The sequence below is a fragment of the Amycolatopsis sp. genome (assembly GCF_025464955.1).
GTDB lineage: Bacteria > Actinomycetota > Actinomycetes > Mycobacteriales > Pseudonocardiaceae > Amycolatopsis.
This window is the reverse complement of sequence record NZ_JAODNM010000124.1, coordinates 246,044-262,839: the sequence shown is the minus strand read 5'-3', so window position 1 is coordinate 262,839 and position 16,796 is coordinate 246,044. Positions and strand designations below refer to the sequence as shown.

Sequence of the window (16,796 nt, the reverse complement as noted above, 5' to 3'; positions counted from 1 at the left end):
GGGTAGGTGCGCCTACTGAGGACACCGGACGACCGGTTCGCGGACCTGCCCGACTTCGCCTACGCGCCGCACTACGCGGACATTTCGGACCCACAGGGCGGCTTGATCAGAGTCGCTTATGTGGAGGCAGGACCAGCGGACGGACCACCCGTCCTGCTGCTGCACGGCGAGCCGAGCTGGTCGTACCTCTACCGCAAGATGCTGCCCGTGCTGGCCGACGCGGGCCTGCGGGCGATCGCGCCGGACCTGGTCGGGTTCGGCCGCTCGGACAAGCCGGGCGACATCGTCGACCACAGCTACGCCCGCCACGTCGAGTGGATGCGCGCGCTCGCGTTCGACGCCCTGGACCTGCACGACGTCACGGTCGTCGGGCAGGACTGGGGCGGCCTGATCGGGCTGCGGCTGGTCGCGGAGAACCCGGAGCGGTTCGCCCGCGTCGTCGCCGCGAACACCGGCCTGCCGACCGGCGACACCGACATGCCCAAGCTCTGGTGGGCGTTCCACGACGCGGTGGAGAACGCGCAGGTGCTCGACGTCGGCCGGTTCGTGCAATCCGGCTGCCGTACCGAGCTCGCGCCGGAGGTCCGCGCCGCGTACGACGCGCCGTTCCCCAACGAGATGTACAAGGCCGGCCCACGCGCGATGCCGTCGCTCGTGCCGACCCGTCCGGACAATCCGGCGTCCGAGGCAAACCGCGCAGCCTGGGCGACGTTGACCGAGCTGGACCTGCCGTTCCTGTGCGCGTTCTCCGACAGTGACCCGATCACCGGCGCGATGGGCCCGATCCTGCAGCGTTCGATGAAGGGCGCGGCCGGGCTCGAGCACCCGACGGTGCCCGGTGCCGGTCACTTCCTCCAGGAGGACGCCGGCGAGCAACTCGCTGCCATCGTGGCGAAATTCGTCCGCGGCTGACCGCGGTCGAGCCTTATACCGAAACTGGTTCGAGGTCGCCAGTGGCATGCGGATACGCTCTGTCGCGTGATTGACCCCAGGATTCTGCGCGACAACCCGGATGCCGTGCGCGCTTCGCAGCGCGCCCGTGGTGAGGACGAAGGAGTGGTCGACAGGCTGCTCTCCCTCGACACCAGTCGGCGTTCCGCGATCGCGCGCGCCGACAACCTGAGGGCCGAGCAGAAGACGTTGGGTCGCTCGGTCGGCAAGGCCGCCGGTGACGAGCGGGCCGCGTTGCTGGCCAAGGGCAAGGAGCTCGCCGCCGAGACCAAGGCGGCCGAGGCCGAACAAACCCGCGCCGACGAGGAGTTCGCCCAGCTGCACCGCTCGGTGTCGAACATCGTGCACCCGGACGCGCCCGCCGGCGGCGAAGACGACTACGTCGTGCTCAAGCACGTCGGCGAGCCGAAGAAGTTCGACTTCACCCCGCTCGACCACCTCGACCTCGGCGAGGGCCTCGGCGCGATCGACATGGAACGCGGCGCGAAGGTCTCGGGCTCGCGGTTCTACTTCCTCACCGGGATCGGCGCGCAGCTGCAGCTCGCCTTGCTCAACATGGCCACCTCGCAGGCGCTCGCGAACGGCTTCCAGCTGATGATCACCCCCGCGCTGGTGCGGCCGGAGATCATGGCGGGCACCGGTTTCCTCGGCGCGCACGACGCGGAGGTCTACCGGCTGCGCGACGACGACCTGTACCTCGTCGGGACGTCGGAGGTGCCGCTGGCTGGTTACCACTCCGACGAGATCATCGAGGTCGCCGAGGGTCCGCGCCGGTATGCGGGCTGGTCGTCGTGCTTCCGCCGCGAAGCCGGCAGCTACGGCAAGGACACGCGCGGCATCATCCGCGTGCACCAGTTCGACAAGATCGAGATGTTCACCTACTGCCGTCCCGAGGACGCCGAGGCCGAGCACGCCCGGCTGCTCGGCTGGGAAGAGGAAATGCTCGGCAAGATCGAGGTTCCGTACCGGGTCATCGACACCGCCGGCGGCGACCTCGGCTCCAGCGCGTCGCGCAAGTTCGACTGCGAGGCCTGGTTCCCGTCGCAGGAGGCGTACCGCGAGCTGACGTCGACGTCGAACTGCACGACGTTCCAGGCACGGCGGCTCGGCGTCCGCTACCGCGACGACAAGGGCAAGCCGCAGATCGCCGCGACCCTCAACGGCACGCTCGCGACCACACGCTGGATCGTGGCGATCCTGGAAAATCACCAGCTCGAAGACGGTTCCGTCCGGGTCCCCGAAGCGCTGCGCCCCTATCTCGGCGGTCTCGAGGTGCTGAGCCCTCGCAAGAAGTAAAGTGCGAGCGGTCGGGGGAGGGAGATCATCGGTGAAGCGACTCGCGTTGCTGGGTTTGGCGCTTTCGGGGACGGTCCTGCTCGGGGCCTGCACGTCCACAGTGGTCGGTTCGGCACAGCCGGTACCGGGCCAGGGACCGGTCAAGAAGGCCGATGACCCCTGCACCCTGGTGACCGCCGCACAGGCGACGTCGCTTGGTCTGACGACTACGCCGAAGGCCATCAAGGGCGACCCGGACAAGATCGTCCCGCCTTCCTGCCACTGGGAGATCAGCGACCCGGCCGCGCCGACGAACTCGCTCGACGTCGGCTGGGCCACGGACCTGTCGTTCTCCGACTACATCAACGGCGCGCAGCTGATGGACACGGTCACCGCCGGCGGCCTGAAGTGGCAGCGCTACGCCAACATCCTGGGAAGCTTCTACTGCAGCCTCGACATCGTGCTGTCGCCGACGTCCTTCGTGACCGTGGATTCCTACAACGACTCCGACGACACGAAGGCGTGCGACCTCGGCAAGGCGGCGTTGCCGTTCATCGGCTCCCAGCTGCCGGGCGGCGCGCCCGCGCCCGCTCCGTCGGCGCCGAGCTCGACCACGCCCTCCGGCCCGCTGGCCACAGTGGACCCGTGCAAGCTGCTGACCGCGGCTCAGGTCACCCAGCTCAACCTGACCGGCCCCGGGCAATCCATGGGCGGCGGAACCACCAAACTCGCCCCCGGCTGCGAGTGGAAAGACACTGACGGTCCCCAAGGCGTGAAGGCACTGGACGTCTGGGTCGATCCGTCGACCCCGGCCACCGGCTGGCCTGGCCTCGACGTCGAAGGCCAGCCCTTCCCGTCAGCCGGGAAGAACTGGACCGTGTTCCCAGTGGCCGGCGGCCTGCCGGGGAACTGCTCGGCGACGCTTGCGGTGACCGACAAGTCGTCGGTGATGCTCACGAGCGGCAACCTGACCGACAGCACCAAGATGTGCGACGAGGTCAAGGCCGCGATCCCGCTGGTCACCGGAAACCTGCCCGCCAGCTGAGGCCGATCACGCCTTGAGGGTGGTTGGTCGGTTGAGGTGCGGGTTCGGCTTTACTGCAGCAAGGACCGGGGCGAGTTGGTGAACGCGCAAGGGGTTCGAGGGCCTGTCGCGTCGTGTCGTTGTGACTGGTGCGGCTGATGCGGCAGGTGGGGCGTTGTGACCTGTCGTGAAGGCCACCTTCATGGCGTAAGGCGCACTCAACTAGGCCTTCACGAGGTCCCTGCCCTAGCCCACGCGGTCGGCGATGTGCTTCGCGATCTCCAGCGCGCTGGTGGCGGCTGGTGAGGGCGCGTTGAGGACGTGGACCTGGTTGGGCGCGGACTCGATGAGGAAGTCGTCGACCAGCGCGCCGCTGGGCAGGAGTGCCTGCGCTCGGACACCGGAGCCTTGGCGCACGAGGTCCTCCGGACGCACCGCGGGCACGAGGCGGGCGAGGCTCGCGGCGAAGCGGCGCTGGGAGAACGAGCGGCGCACCTCGTCGAGGCCTGTCGGGTAGGCGTACTTACGCGCGAGTTTCCACACACCGGGGAAGGTCGCGATCTCGGCGATGTCCTTCACCGAGATGTCGCCCCAGCTGTAGCCCTCGCGGCTGAGCGCCAGCACGGCGTTCGGGCCGGCGTGGACGCTGCCGTCGAGCATGCGCGTCAGATGGACGCCGAGGAACGGCAGCGACGCGTCCGGCACCGGGTAGATCAGCCCGCGCACGAGGTGACGGCGTTCGGGCCGCAGTTCGTAGTACTCGCCGCGGAACGGCACGATCCGCGCGCTCGGCTCGAGGCCCGCGAGGCGCGCCACCCGGTCGGACTGCAGCCCCGCGCAGTTGACGAGCGCGTCCGCGCGGATGACTTCGTCGTTCGTCGCGACCTCGACCCCGCCCGCCGAACCCGCGCGGATGCCGAGTGCCGTGGTGTTGAGGCGCAGGTCTGAGTCGGCTTCGTCGAGCAGCCGCACGAGCGTGGTGCACACGACGGGAAAGTCGATGATCCCGGTGGATTCGACCCGCAGCGCGGCGACGCAGGACACCTCAGGCTCATACTCGGCGGCTTCCCGCGCCGAGATCAGCTTCGCCGGGACACCGTTGGCTTCGGCGCGCTCGGCGAGCACCTTCAAGGCGGGCAACTCGGCGTCGGAGGTGGCGACGACGAGCTTGCCGCAGATCTCCACCGGGACCCCGTACTGCTTCGCGAAGTCCACAATGGACCGATTGCCCGCGGTCGACATGGTGGCCTTGGCCGAGCCGGGTTTGTAGTACAGCCCGGCGTGGACCACATTGGAGTTGTGACCGGTCTGGTGGGCGGCCCACCGGTCCTCTTTCTCCAGCACGGTGACGTCCGTGCCGCGCCTGGTCAGCTCCCAGGCCACGGCGAGTCCGAGTATCCCGCCACCGATCACCACGACAGTGCGCACGATCGACCAGGTTACGCGCTGTCGACGCCCGCCACAGTCAGCACTTTGGGGGAGTTCATCTCGCGGCCCAGCGCGTAGGAGCTGTCGAAGGCATGCTCACCGGTCAGCTCGCGCGCCGCCGTAGCCACCCTGGCGACGTCGGGATCGCCTGCCATCGTCGTGCCGCGCAGCGATTCGCCCGCGCCGAGCAGGGTCGCCGCACGGCCGGGGTCGCCCTCCAGCAGCGCGACGCCCGCCAGCGCTTCGACGGCGAGTGCGGAGGCTGTGCTGTTCGTGTGATCGACAGACGAGAGCAGGGCCTGCCGATGCCGTGTGGTCGCTTCTTCGACCTTGCCCTCGGCTTCGGCGACTCTGCCCAGCACGATCAATGCCCGAGACCGGACGCCTTCGTTGCTGAACGCGCCGGTCGGACACTCGGCGAGGGCCTGTTCACCCAGCCGCCGTGCCGTACTCAGGTCGCCTTCGAGCCGCGCCAGGTCGGCGAGGCCGAGCATCCCGGCCGCACGGCTTTCCGGCATCCCGGCGCGGACCGCCACTTCGTAGTCGGCTCGCGCGCCCACCGGGTCGCCGAACCGCGCCCGGCATTCGGCGCGCTTGCACAGCAGGTCCGCGGCGTCGTCGTTCGAGCCGAGTTGGCGCATCAGGTCGAGCGCCTCGTCCATCATGGCGAGCGCTTCGGGAGCCTGCCCACGCCACGCGACGAGGATGGACAGGTCCCCCAGCGCGGACGCGGTCATCCAGCGCTCGCCGGTCGCGCGGCACAGGACCAGCGCTTCGACGAGCCCGCGCTCTGCTTCGGCCAAGTCCCCGATCAGCAGCCCCCGCAGCCCGGCCCCGAGTTCCAGCAGGCCTTGGATCCACAGGTCGCCGTTGGCCCGCACGCCCGCTTCCCAGTCGCTGATGGTGCTCATGTCCTTCGGCGGTCCCATCGCGACCCCGAGCAACAGATGGAGAATCGGCCGTTCCGGTATCCACGGCCGGTCGCGGACGAACTCGTCGAGTACGGCGCGGTGTGGCCGGACGGGCTCGGGATCCGGCATCCCGCTCATGGCGCTGAGCAGGCACAGCAGGAATTCCTCGGGCAGGCCGGCCGGTGGTTCCGGGCCGAGGGTCTTCACCAGTTCGAGGCACAGCTGCGCGCCCTCGAACCGGCGCCCCCGCATCCACCAGTACGTCGCCAGCGCGGCGACGAGACGCAGTGCCAGCTCGTGGTCAGCGTCCGTGGCCCAGCGCAACGCCGAGAGCAGGTTGTCGTACTCGGTGTCGAGCCGCGCCAGCCAGTCCAGCTGATCGGCCGTGAGCAACTGTGGGTCGGCTTCTTCGGCCAGCGCGAGGAAGTACGCGGCGTGCGCCGCCCGCAGGCGTTCGGTCTCGCCGGCCTCGGCCAGTCGTTCGTCGCAGAACGCGCGGATCGTCTCCAGCATGCGGTAGCGGCCACCGTTGGCCTCGACCAGCGACTTGTCGACCAGGCTGGTGGTCAGCTCGACGGTGTCTGCCAGCCCGGACACCCGCTCGACGGCGTCGAGCGTCGCGCCGCCGGAGAACACAGTCAGCCGTCGCGCCAGCTCCCGCTCGTCTTCGCCGAGCAGCTCCCAGCTCCATTCGACGACCCCGCGCAGCGTGCGGTGCCGCGCTTCGGCCGTCCGGCTTCCCCGTGACAGCAACCGGAACCGGTCGTCGAGCCGGACAGCGATCTCCCCGACCGGCAGCGATCGCACCCGTGCCGCGGCGAGCTCGATCGCGAGCGGCAAACCGTCCAGCGCGGCGCAGATGCGCTGGACGTCACCGATCGTCGAGTCGTCGACGGCGAAGTCCTCGCTCCCGGCCGCAGCCCGGTCGGCGAACAACCGGATCGCCGGGTAAGCGAGCGAGTCGACGGCGGAGGTGCCCGGCGGCGACACGTCAAGACGCGGAACGGGCGAGATCAGTTCGCCGGTGATGCCGAGCGGTTCGCGGCTGGTGACCAGCAGGCGCACCCCGGGGCAGTCGGCGAGCAGGGTGGCGGCGAGCCGCGCGGCCGCGTCGACGACGTGCTCGCAGTTGTCGAGGACGAGCAGGGCCGGCCGTTCGGCGAGCGCGCTGACCAGCCGTTTCGTCGGGTCCGGCGGTGGTACTCCCGGAGTCACGGCCAGCGTGGTCTCCCGCAGGCCGAGTGCGGACAGTGCGGCTTTCGGCACGTCGGAGCCGGTGAGCGGCGCGAGTTCGACGAACGCGACGGAACCCGGCTGGCGCCCGGCGGCTTCGATGGCGAGCCGCGTTTTGCCGGCGCCGCCCGGGCCGGTGAGGGTGACGAGCCTGCCCCGGCCCAGTAGCTGTTCGACGCGTCGGAGGTCGTCCGAGCGGCCGACGAAACTGGTGATCTGGGCGGGCAGGGTGCGTTGGGCTGTCGACGTCGATTCGCCGCGCAGCACGGAAAGATGGGTTTCGGCGAGTTCCGCACCCGGGTCCGCGCCGAGCTCGTCGGCCAGCGCGCGCCGCGTGTCCTCGTAGACGGCGAGTGCGTCCGCCTGACGTCCGCCCGTGTGCAAGGCCCGCATGAGCAGGGCGATCGAGCGCTCGCGCAGCGGATCGGCCGCGACCAGCTCCCGCAACTCGGCGGCGACTTGCTGGTGTCGACCGAGGGCGAGGTCGGCCTCGATCCGGTCCTCGGTCGCCGTCATCCGGAGTTCGTGCAGCCGCGCCGCCTGCGGTTCGACGAACGGCGCTTCGGTGAGGTCGGCGAAGGCGGGACCGCGCCACAACGCGAGCGCCTCCCGCAGGTCCGTCGCCGCGTTCGCGGGCTCCTTGGCCGCAAGCGCTGCGTGCCCTTCAGCTGCCAGCCGCGTGAACCGATGCGCGTCGACGTCGTCAGGATCGACGTCGAGCCGGTAACCCGCGGCGCTGAACTCGACGGCGACGTTGGTGGCCTTGAGGACGAGGCGCAGCCGCGAAACCTGCGACTGCAACGCATTCGCGGAGCCCTCCGGCGGGTTCTCTCCGTACATCCCGTCGATCAGGCGCTCGGCTGAAACCACGCGGCCGGCGTCGAGCAGCAGCAACGCGAGCAGCGTCCGGACCCGCGGCCCGCCCACCGCCAGCACCGCGCCGCCGTCGCCGCGCAGCGCTGTGGGTCCGAGGATCCCGAATCGCATGGTGTGAGGGTATCCGGACCAGGGCTCGTGAGTGTTCCGGCCGGTTCTGGCCGTCCGGCACACTCACGAGTCCTGACCTGCGGATTCTCGGGGCGCCCGGGAGGCGTAGGCGCGCCTCTCTACACTTCAGCGCGTCCCCACGCAACGGGAGAGGTATGACTGACAGCATCGCCCTCGGCCAGCCGACGGTTGGCGACGAGGAGCTCGCCGCGGTCGCGGAGGTCTTCCGTTCCGGGTGGCTCGCCGGCGCCGGGCCCGCCTGCCGGCGCTTCGAAGAGCGGTTCGCGAAGGTCGTCGGTACGCGCCACGCACTCAGCACCAGCAACTGCGGGTCCGCGTTGTTCCTCGGCCTGAAGGTCCTCGGGGTCCAGCCGGGTGACGAGGTCATCGTCGGCGACTACACGTTCCCCGCGACCGGCCACGCCGTCCTCCAAGCCGGTGCGACGCCGGTGTTCGCGGACGTGCGGCCGGACATCTTCTCCGCCGATCCCACCTCGATCGAAGCCGCCATCACCCCGCGCACGGTCGGCATCCTCGCCGTCGACGTCGCGGGCCAGCCTGGTGACTACGACGAGTACCGCGCGATCGCCGACAAGCACGGCCTGTGGCTGTTCGAGGACGCCGCCTGCGCCGCGGGCGCGACTTACAAGACGCGCCCGGCCGGCAGCCTGGCCGACCTCGCGGCCTTCTCCTTCCACGGCCGCAAGGGCATCACCGCCGGCGAAGGCGGCGCGCTCGTCTCGGACCGCGAAGACCTCATTGCCCACGCTCGCAAGCTGCACACCTACGGCATCGAGCCGGCGATCACCCGCGAAGGCTCCGGTGAGCTGCCGATCCCGAGCTTCCACGAGCTCGGCTACAACTTCCGCCTCTCCGACATCCAGGCCGCGATCATGGGTGTCCAGCTCGGCAGGCTGCCGGACCTGCTCGCCACGAGGCGTTCGGTCGCGAAGCGCTACCACGAGGCGTTCGACGGACTGCCCGGCGTGACCGTGCCGGTCGCGCTGCCCGACCGCGAACACCCTTGGCAGGCGTACATCCTGACGATCGCGCCGGAGATCAGCCGCGACACACTCGCGTTGCGCGTGCGTGAGCAAGGCGTCCAGTGCAACTTCGGCACCTACGCCTCGCACCTCCAGCCGTTGTACGGCAAGACGGAGTCGCTGCCGGTGTCGGCGGACATCTTCGCGCGCCACCTGGCCATCCCCATGCACGCGAACCTGACCGACCAGCAGGTCGACCGGGTCGCCGAAACCGTGAGCGCCGCCGTACTGGCCCTGTCGTAGAACCGGCGCTGCCCTGAAGCCGGCACTGTCCTGAAAGTACTGTCCTAAAAGGAGTAATCCCGACTGTGTCAGACACGTCAGACAAGAAGGTCTTCTTCACCGGGGCCGGCGGGTTCATCGCCGGCCACGTCGTCCCGCTGCTGCTCGACGGCGGCTACTCGGTGCGCATCTTCGACAACATGACCCGCGGCGACCGCGCCCGGATCAACGACTGGGTCGCCACCGGCAAGGTCGAGCTGGTCGAAAAGGACGTGCGGTACGGCGGCGCGGTGCGCGAGGCCATCCGCGGCTGCTCCCACGTGATCCACTTCGCGACGGTGTCGATCAACAAGTCGATCGCCGACCCGCACGAGTCGATCGACATCAACATGACCGGTAACCACAACGTGTTCGCCGCCGCGGCCGACGAAGGCGTCGAGCGGCTCGTGTTCGCGTCGACGGCATCGGTCTACGGCGAGCCGAAGCGCCTGCCGATGCACGAGGACGACGAGCTCCGCCCGCTGACGCCGTACTGCATCTCCAAGCGCGCCGGTGAGGACCTGCTCGGCTTCTACGAGCGGCAGAAGGGCTTGTCCTGGAACGCGTTGCGCTTCTTCAACGTGTACGGACCCGGCCAGAAAAGCGAGGCGTACTACACCTCGGTCATCAACCACTTCATCACGCGCCTGCGCGCGGGCCAGCCGCCGATCATCGACGGCCGCGGCGACCAGTCGATGGACTTCGTGCACGTCCACGACCTGGCGCGGTCCGTGGTCGCGGCGCTGGAGTCGGAGCGGTCGAACGTGCCGATCAACATCGGCACCGGCATCGACACCTCCGTCGCCACGCTGGCGAAGATCCTCATCGAGGCGGTCGGTGTCGACGTCGAGGCGCAGTTCAACGAGCGTGACGTGCTGGTGTCGCGCCGCGCGGCGGACATCACGCGCGCCCGTGAGATCCTCGGCTGGGAGCCGACGATCACCGTCGAACAGGGCATGCGCGACCTCGTCAAAACGATCGTCGGCGCGTCCGGCAAGTGACCGAGCTGCCCGCGAACAAGTACAACCCGCAGGCCTGGATCAGCGGAGATCCCGAAATCGGTGCGGGCACCTGGATCGGTGCCTTCACCGTGGTCGACGGGTCCGGCGGGCTCAAGATCGGGTCCGGCTGCGACCTTTCGTGCGGCGTGCAGATCTACACGCACAACACCGTCCGCCGCTGCGTGTCCGGGCGATCGTACGACCAGATCGACCGGGCGCCGGTGGTGATCGGGAACAACGTGTTCTTCGGCGCGAACTCCGTCGTGCTGATGGGCGTCACCATCGGCGATTCGGCGGTGATCGGCGCGGGCGCGGTGGTCACCAAGGACGTCCCGGCGGGCGCGGTGGTCACGGGTGTCCCGGCCACGCGGACCGGGACCGTGCGGCTCGACGGCGCAACGCCGCGCCTCGAGTATCTGAAGGAGCCCGAGCAGTGAAGATCGCCGTGGTCAACAACTTCTACCCGCCTCGAGTGGGGGGAAGCGCGCACCTGTCGGAGTCGCTGGCGAAGGGGTACGCCGTGGCCGGGCACGACGTGCTGGTCATCACCGCCGAGCACGCCGAAGCGCCGTCGGACGCCAACGTCGACGGCATCAGGGTCGTCCGCTTCCCGGCCTTCCGGATGCCCGAGACGCGGCTCGCGGTGAACTTCGACATCGCGTTCACCACCCGGCCTTCGCTGCCGCGCCGGATGCGCAAGCTGCTCGACGAGTTCCAGCCCGAGGTCATCCACCAGCACGGCCAGTTCTTCGACCTCACCTGGGCGAGCGGGCTGTGGGCACACAAGAACGGCGTGCCGACCCTGCTCAGTGTCCACACGCGACTGCAGAGCCCGAGCAAGCTGTACCAGGCCGTGTTCACTGTGCTCGACGCGCTGGTGGTCGCGCCGTTCATGCGCCGGTACAAGCCGACGTACGTGGTGATGGACGTCCACATGAAGGAGTACATCGAGCGCAAGTACCAGCGCGGGGTGTCCGGCACGGTCGCCATTCCGGTCGGGGTCGACCCGGAATGGGTCCGCGACGGCGATCCGTTGCTGATGCGGGACAAGCACGAGCTCGGTGAGGACCCGGTCATCCTGTCCACCGGGCACGTCATCCCGCTGCGCGACCGGCTGGCGCTGGTCGAGGCGCTGCCCGCGGTACTGCGCGCGGTGCCGGACGCGAAGCTCGTCGTCGTCGGCGGTATCTACTTCGACGCGTTCCTGCACCGGGCTCGCGAACTGGGTGTCGAGAAGGCCGTGATCACCACCGGCGCGGTGCCCAAGTCCGACATCCCGCACTACCTGGCCGCGGCGACCGTGGAAAGCCACGAGTTGCAGGGCTACGGCTTCGGCACCGCGAGCCTGGAGAGCATGGCCGCCGGCGTCCCCGTGGTCGCCGCCGTCCGCGCGGACAACTTCCTCGACATCAAGCTCGTCGACCGCGGCAACGTGCACCTCGTCGACGTCGGCTCGGCCGCGCAGCTGGCGGAGCGGCTGATCGAGACGATCACCGACCCGGCCGAGTCCAAGGACATCGCCGGGGCGGCCGCCGAGCTGGTGAACGAGAACTTCTCGATGAAGGCCGTCATCGCCAAACACCTCGACACGCTGTCCTCGCTGGCTGGGGTCACCCCGGGCGTCTGATCGGACGTGAAGGCCACCTTCATTGCGTAATCCGTTGTGAAGGTGGCCTTCACGTCCAATCGCCGAGCCTCAGCCGTGGCTGACGCCGGTGCGGCCGGATGGCAGCGTCTTGCCGGCGGCGTCGAACGCGGTGATGTGGGTCGGGTCACCCGCGGTGCCGTCGAACCAGAAGATCACGATCTTCGAGTCCTGGCTCCACGCGGCCTGGTGTGCTTGGACGGTCTTTCCGCCGACCTGGGCGGTGATCTTCGCGGCCGGGCCGGAGTAGTAGCCGAAGGTCGGGACGTCGATGCCGTTGACATTCGCGCCGCCGCTGATGCCGTGGAAGCCCGCGTCCTTGTCGGTGCCCGAGGTCTCGTTGGTCAGGTACTCGCCGGTGGTCTTTCCTGCCGCGTCGCGGGTACCGGCCATGACGCCGAACGTCGTGTGCGGGAGCGCGGGCTCGTTGATCGCGACGCCGTAGAACACCAGCTCACCGCCCGCGGTCTTGACCCCGCTCGAGATGACCGCACCCAGCGGGGCGGGGTTCGGGTTCTCGTCGGCGGGTGCGGCTGCCGCGCGCTGCTCGGCCTGCTGAACGGCGGCGGCCGGTGCGGCGGCGACCTGCGTCGGAGCGGGGGAGGCATTGGCCGTGAGGACGCCGGAAAGCGCGATCGCGCCGCAGACCGCGGCCACGCCGCCGCCGATCAGCAGACCGCGGGTACGACCGGAACGGTGGTTTTCGGACTTCATCTATTCTCCCTGTGCTCGAAGTGAAGATCGTTTCACCGGGTAGTACGGCCAAGCCCGTGGGAAAGTTGTGGTGGTCCCCGCTCAACCTTTTCCGTCGTTCAGCCGTCGCACCCGGTATGAGGAGTCCGAATGGCGCGTGGTGACGAGGAGTTCGTCGAGTTCGTCCAGGCGTGTTCTTCGCGGCTCGTGCACGCCGCGTACCTCCTGACCAGCAATCGGCACCAGGCCGAGGACGCGACGCAGACCGCGCTGGCCCGTACCTACGCGGCTTGGGCCCGAATACGGAACAAGGACGCTTATGCCTACGCACGCACAGTGCTCGTCAACCACATCATCGACGGCTGGCGACGTCCGATCCGCGAGCACGCGACCGAAGAGCTGCCGGAGGTGCCCGCCAAGGGCGACGTGGCCGATTCGGTGGCGCAACGCCAATGGCTGCTCGAGATGATCGCGGGGCTGACCCCCCGCGAGCGTGCCGTGGTCGTGATGCGGCACTTCTTCGATCTTCCCGAAGCCGAGGTGGCCGAGGAGCTCGGCGTTTCCCTCGGCACTGTCAAGAGCACCAACTCGCGCGCACTGGCCAAGCTGCGCGTCACGATGGATCCGGCCGATGTGAGCATGAGCGGAGGAGCGGGCCGATGACCGACCTGGAAAGCTTGCGGTCCGCACTGCGGGAACCGCCGTCGGAGAGCTTCAGCGCTCCCGATCTGGCGAAGATCATGGCCGATGGCGGCCGTATCCGCCGTCGACGTCGGCTCGCTACCGGTGGCGGTGTCGCCGCGGCCGTCGTCGCGGTGGTCGTGGTCATCTTCGGGGCAGGCCAGCTCGGGCGGTCCGGCACGGTCAGCACCCCGGCCGCCGCCCCCACGCTGTCGGTCGCGGTGCCCTCGGCGACCTCGGAGTTCCCAGTGCCCAAGCACACCCAGCTGGGTACCCTCGTCGACACCGGGATCAGCTCGTCCCAAGGCGAGTTGATGATCTACGGGGTCAAGATCGACGGCTCGGTCGCTCCCGGTGTCACTTTCGGGATGATGGCCGGCGTCCGCGACGCGACCGGGAGCGTGACGGACGTCTACCTCGGCAACCAGACCTCGGGATCGGACGTGGCGCCGGGCTTCCACAGCCTCAACGGCACCCTGAACGCCGCCGGGACGTTCATCCCGACCTTCGGCTACTACGTCGGCCCGGCCGCGAAGATCACCACCACCGTGCACGGGCAGACCGTGCAGGCGCACCTCGCCCAGTGGAGCGAGAACTCAGCCGTCAAGATCCTCTGGTTCGCCCAGCAGGACGTGCCGGACTCGAACCTGATGACCCCGCCCAAGGCCTACGACGCCGCCGGCAACCTGCTCTCCCACTGAGCTTCAGGCAGGAAGCGACGCTTGCGTCAGGACGTCGGCGACGACGCGGTGGGACGGGAGGATCGAGTCGCGTTCCTCGGCGGCGTCGACCTTGCCCTCGATGAGGTCGACGAACCGGTCCAGCTGGGTGGCCAGCGGTTCGCGCGCGCTGACGAGTTCGGGGATCTCGATGACGGTCTGCTGCCGGTAGCCGAGGCCGTCCTCGGTCACCGAGTCGTGCGAGATGTGCCGGTAGATCGTGACATCGCGGCGGAGCAGGTCGATCTCGATCATCCGGTCCAGTTCGGACACCACGAGCGAGCGGACCTTCTTCTGACCCAGCCTGGACGCCGACACGGTGGCCAGGCCGGTGGGGAAGGATAGGACCGTCTCGATGGTGTCCTCGGCGCCCGCGGCGGACTGCGGGTGGAAGTACCCGGCGCCCGAGGTCACCCGCGACGGGGTCGCGCCGCCGAAGAACTGGATCGCGATGTCGACGTCGTGCACCAGCAGGTCCCACGCCACCCCGGTTTTGATGCGCGGCGCGTACGGGCCGTGCCGCATCGCCATCAGGTGCACCGGCTCGCCGACGAGCGCGAGCGCGGTCATGACCGCCGGGTTGTAGCGCTCAAGCAGCCCGCACATCAGCGGGACGTCCTTGGTCGCCGAGAGCCACACGATCTCCTCGGCCAGCTCGAAGCTGTTCGCGACCGGTTTTTCGACGAGCAAAGGCTTGCCCTGGCCCAAAATCTCCTGTGCCAGCTCGTGGTGCGCCTCGGTGGCCGAAGCGAGTACGACGGCGTCCACATCGGACAGTGAGCCGAGCTCGGGTGTCCACTTCGTACCGAAGCGGTCCGCCACCGCACGGCCGGCCTCTTCCCGGGGGTCGATGACGCGAGTGAGCTCCACCCGGTCGTTGCCCGACAGCACGCGCGCGTGCAGCGTGCCCATGCTTCCGGTGCCGACCAACGCGATGCGGTGGGTCACGCGCCGAGCACCTCGCGAACGGACTCGATGATGTAGTCGATGTCGGACTCCGTGAGCTTCGGGTGCACGGGCAGCGAAAGTGCCTGTACCGCAACGGAAGAGGCCACCGGGAAGTCCGCGGCCGAGACCCGGGGGATCAGCGGGTGCCCGGTGTAGCAGTCGTAGTCGAACACCAGCTTCGGGTAGTAGATCCCGTTGCCGACGCCCTTTTCGGTGAGCGCCGCGGCGAGTTCGTCCCGCTCCAGGAACGCGTGCGGGCCGACGAGCACGGTGTACTGGTGCCACACGTGCTCGCGGCCGGGCAGCACCTGCGGGGTTTCCAGGCCGGGCGTGCCGGCCAGGCCGTCCGAAAGCCGCTTGGCGTTGGACTGGCGGGCCGCGGTCAGCTCGTCGAGCTTCTCCAGCTGCGGGATGCCGACGGCCGCGTGCAGATCGGTCATCCGGTAGTTGTGCCCGGCGACCTCGTACTGGTAGCGGGCGCGCATGCCCTGGTTGCGCAGCAGCCGCAGGCGATCGGCCAACTCGTCGTCGTCGGTGGTGATCACGCCGCCCTCGGCGGTGGTGATGTTTTTCGTCGCGTACAGCGAGAAGCATCCGACGCCGAACGAGCCCGACCGCTGGCCTTCGAACGACGCGCCGATGGCCTGCGCGGCGTCCTCGACGAGGTGGAGGCCGTGCTCGGCGGCCAGCGGGGCGAGCTTGCCCATGTTCGCGGTCTGCCCGTAGAGGTGCACCGGCATGAGGACCTTGGTCCGCGGGCCGATCGCCGCGGGTACCGCGTCCGGGTCGATACCGAAGTCTTCGCGCTTGATGTCGGCGAACCGCACGGTCGCGCCGGCCTCGAGGATGGCGTTGAGCGTCGCGACGAAGGTGAACGGCGACGTGATGACCTCGTCGCCGGGCTGCAGGTCGAGCACCTGGAGCGACGCGACCAGCGCTGTCGTCCCGTTGTTGACGGCCACCGCGTGCTTGGTGCCGGCTATCGCGGCGAACGCGTCTTCGAAGCGCTTGACCATCGGTCCCTGCGCGATGGCGCCGGACCGGAGCACCTCGACGACGAGGGCTTCCGAGTCACGGACATCGACCACGGTAATCGGGATCATTCACATCTCTCGCTGGTGGCGGGCGGTTTTGCCGCCTCGGGTACAGTGGGCCGCCGGTTCGCGGTGTGGCTCTCGACGCGGGCCCACGTTACGGGCAGGCACGTCAGCCGCTTACTCCAGGCTTGCTACCAGCCGCGACGAACGGACTCCACCTGGTGAATCGCATCCACCCAACAGCCGTCCTCGGCGAGGGTGTCGAACTCGGCGAAGACAACGTCATCGGTCCGTTCGCGGTGGTCGTCGGGCCGACCACGATCGGCGACGGCAACTGGATCGGCCCGCACGTCACGATCGGCACCCCGGGCGAGGACCGCGGCCGCGAGCATCCCGCCGCTTGGGACACCGCCCCGACGGGTGATCCTGACCACGACGGCCACGGCATCGCCATCGGCAGTCGCAACCGCATCCGCGAGTACGTCAGCGTCCACCAGGGGACCTGGCGCACCACCACGATCGGCGATGACGGTTACTTCTTGCGCAACAGCCATATCGCGCACGACTGCCTCATCGACGACGCCGTGACCTTGGCCTCCAACACCGTCCTCGGCGGGCACGTCCACATCTGGTCCAGTGCCAACCTCGGCATGGGCACCACCGTGCACCAGCACGTCCGGATCGGCCCCGGCGCGATGGTCGGCATGCTCTCCGCGGTCCGCCGCGAGGTGGGCGCCTTCACCATCGCCGTCGGTAACCCGGCCAGGGTGACCGGCGTCAACGTGGTGGGCCTGTCCCGGCGCGGCCTCGACGAGGAGACCATCGAGGCGCTGGGGCCGTGGCTCAAGGGCAAGGGCGACCTCGCCGCGGATGGGCTGGCCGACCGGCTGCCCGGCGACCTCTCTACCTTGGTGAAGGCATGGGACGCCCGCCCGCTCGAGAACTGACCGAAGGAAGTA

General features: G+C 69.2%; 14 protein-coding genes and 1 tRNA gene. 9 read left to right on the top strand and 6 right to left on the bottom strand.

Features of this window, described 5'->3' with window-relative positions; genetic code table 11:
* The first annotated feature begins 6 nt into the window (after positions 1-6).
* The 3 genes from JWQ81_RS31615 to JWQ81_RS31605 all read left to right on the top strand — a co-directional run bounded on the left by JWQ81_RS31615 (position 7) and on the right by JWQ81_RS31605 (position 3,271).
* Positions 7-912: a haloalkane dehalogenase gene (locus JWQ81_RS31615; protein ID WP_297547417.1), complete on the top strand. Its 906-nt coding sequence runs from the start codon at positions 7-9 to the stop codon at positions 910-912.
* 66 nt (positions 913-978) lie between these two features.
* A complete protein-coding gene (gene serS / locus JWQ81_RS31610) occupies positions 979-2,247 on the top strand; it encodes a serine--tRNA ligase (RefSeq protein ID WP_297547416.1) in 1,269 nt (422 codons plus the stop codon).
* Positions 2,248-2,278: 31 nt separating this feature from the next.
* The gene (locus JWQ81_RS31605) at positions 2,279-3,271 is read left to right on the top strand and encodes a DUF3558 family protein (protein ID WP_297547414.1); all 993 of its coding nucleotides are present in this window, start codon (positions 2,279-2,281) and stop codon (positions 3,269-3,271) included.
* A 225-nt stretch (positions 3,272-3,496) separates the two neighbouring features.
* Here the strand turns inward: JWQ81_RS31605 and lhgO are convergent, their stop codons facing one another.
* Positions 3,497-4,678 (bottom strand): L-2-hydroxyglutarate oxidase, encoded by a 1,182-nt coding sequence (gene lhgO / locus JWQ81_RS31600; RefSeq protein ID WP_297547412.1) that lies wholly within the window; start codon positions 4,676-4,678, stop codon positions 3,497-3,499.
* An 11-nt stretch (positions 4,679-4,689) separates the two neighbouring features.
* Positions 4,690-7,809 carry a BTAD domain-containing putative transcriptional regulator gene (locus JWQ81_RS31595; RefSeq protein WP_297547410.1) on the bottom strand — a complete coding sequence of 1,040 codons (3,120 nt, stop codon included), beginning with the start codon at positions 7,807-7,809 and terminating at the stop codon, positions 4,690-4,692.
* Between the two features lie 155 nt (positions 7,810-7,964).
* Between JWQ81_RS31595 and JWQ81_RS31590 the strand changes: the two genes are divergently transcribed.
* The 4 genes from JWQ81_RS31590 (at position 7,965) to JWQ81_RS31575 (ending at position 11,741) form a co-directional block, all read left to right on the top strand.
* Positions 7,965-9,095 (top strand): DegT/DnrJ/EryC1/StrS aminotransferase family protein, encoded by a 1,131-nt coding sequence (locus JWQ81_RS31590; protein WP_297547409.1) that lies wholly within the window; start codon positions 7,965-7,967, stop codon positions 9,093-9,095.
* Between the two features lie 65 nt (positions 9,096-9,160).
* Complete coding sequence (locus tag JWQ81_RS31585; RefSeq protein WP_297547400.1) at positions 9,161-10,114, top strand: NAD-dependent epimerase/dehydratase family protein; 954 nt, start codon at positions 9,161-9,163, stop codon at positions 10,112-10,114.
* Positions 10,111-10,551 carry an acyltransferase gene (locus tag JWQ81_RS31580; protein ID WP_297547398.1) on the top strand — a complete coding sequence of 147 codons (441 nt, stop codon included), beginning with the start codon at positions 10,111-10,113 and terminating at the stop codon, positions 10,549-10,551. The genes JWQ81_RS31585 and JWQ81_RS31580 overlap by 4 nt, the downstream gene beginning before the upstream one ends.
* Entirely contained in the window at positions 10,548-11,741 is a 1,194-nt protein-coding gene (locus JWQ81_RS31575; RefSeq protein ID WP_297547397.1) for a glycosyltransferase family 4 protein, read from the top strand. The genes JWQ81_RS31580 and JWQ81_RS31575 overlap by 4 nt, the downstream gene beginning before the upstream one ends.
* 69 nt (positions 11,742-11,810) lie before the next feature.
* Here JWQ81_RS31575 and JWQ81_RS31570 read toward each other — a convergent pair whose 3' ends face one another.
* On the bottom strand, positions 11,811-12,473 hold the full coding sequence (locus JWQ81_RS31570) for a hypothetical protein (protein WP_297547396.1): 663 nt from the start codon (positions 12,471-12,473) through the stop codon (positions 11,811-11,813).
* Between the two features lie 129 nt (positions 12,474-12,602).
* Here JWQ81_RS31570 and JWQ81_RS31565 point away from each other — a divergent pair, with 129 nt between their 5' ends.
* Positions 12,603-13,115: a SigE family RNA polymerase sigma factor gene (locus tag JWQ81_RS31565; RefSeq protein WP_297547395.1), complete on the top strand. Its 513-nt coding sequence runs from the start codon at positions 12,603-12,605 to the stop codon at positions 13,113-13,115.
* A 632-nt stretch (positions 13,116-13,747) separates the two neighbouring features.
* On the opposite strand, the gene JWQ81_RS31560 is transcribed toward JWQ81_RS31565, so the two are convergent.
* The 3 genes from JWQ81_RS31560 to JWQ81_RS31550 all read right to left on the bottom strand — a co-directional run bounded on the left by JWQ81_RS31560 (position 13,748) and on the right by JWQ81_RS31550 (position 15,903).
* A tRNA-Arg gene (locus JWQ81_RS31560) sits at positions 13,748-13,845 on the bottom strand.
* Positions 13,838-14,800: a Gfo/Idh/MocA family oxidoreductase gene (locus JWQ81_RS31555; protein ID WP_297547393.1), complete on the bottom strand. Its 963-nt coding sequence runs from the start codon at positions 14,798-14,800 to the stop codon at positions 13,838-13,840. Before JWQ81_RS31555 ends, JWQ81_RS31560 begins: the two co-directional genes overlap by 8 nt.
* Positions 14,797-15,903 carry a DegT/DnrJ/EryC1/StrS aminotransferase family protein gene (locus tag JWQ81_RS31550; protein ID WP_297547391.1) on the bottom strand — a complete coding sequence of 369 codons (1,107 nt, stop codon included), beginning with the start codon at positions 15,901-15,903 and terminating at the stop codon, positions 14,797-14,799. Before JWQ81_RS31550 ends, JWQ81_RS31555 begins: the two co-directional genes overlap by 4 nt.
* A 152-nt stretch (positions 15,904-16,055) precedes the next feature.
* Between JWQ81_RS31550 and JWQ81_RS31545 the strand changes: the two genes are divergently transcribed.
* Positions 16,056-16,784 carry a UDP-N-acetylglucosamine acyltransferase gene (locus tag JWQ81_RS31545; RefSeq protein ID WP_297547643.1) on the top strand — a complete coding sequence of 243 codons (729 nt, stop codon included), beginning with the start codon at positions 16,056-16,058 and terminating at the stop codon, positions 16,782-16,784.
* Positions 16,785-16,796 lie beyond the last annotated feature (12 nt).

Excerpts from the sequence above, each read along its gene's own strand:
- JWQ81_RS31590 (WP_297547409.1), top strand. The coding sequence starts at position 7,965 with ATGACTGACAGCATCGCCCTCGGCCAGCCGACGGTTGGCGACGAGGAG.
- JWQ81_RS31595 (WP_297547410.1), bottom strand. The coding sequence starts at position 7,809 with ATGCGATTCGGGATCCTCGGACCCACAGCGCTGCGCGGCGACGGCGGC.
- JWQ81_RS31570 (WP_297547396.1), bottom strand. The coding sequence starts at position 12,473 with ATGAAGTCCGAAAACCACCGTTCCGGTCGTACCCGCGGTCTGCTGATC.
- JWQ81_RS31565 (WP_297547395.1), top strand. The coding sequence starts at position 12,603 with ATGGCGCGTGGTGACGAGGAGTTCGTCGAGTTCGTCCAGGCGTGTTCT.
- JWQ81_RS31550 (WP_297547391.1), bottom strand. The coding sequence starts at position 15,903 with ATGATCCCGATTACCGTGGTCGATGTCCGTGACTCGGAAGCCCTCGTC.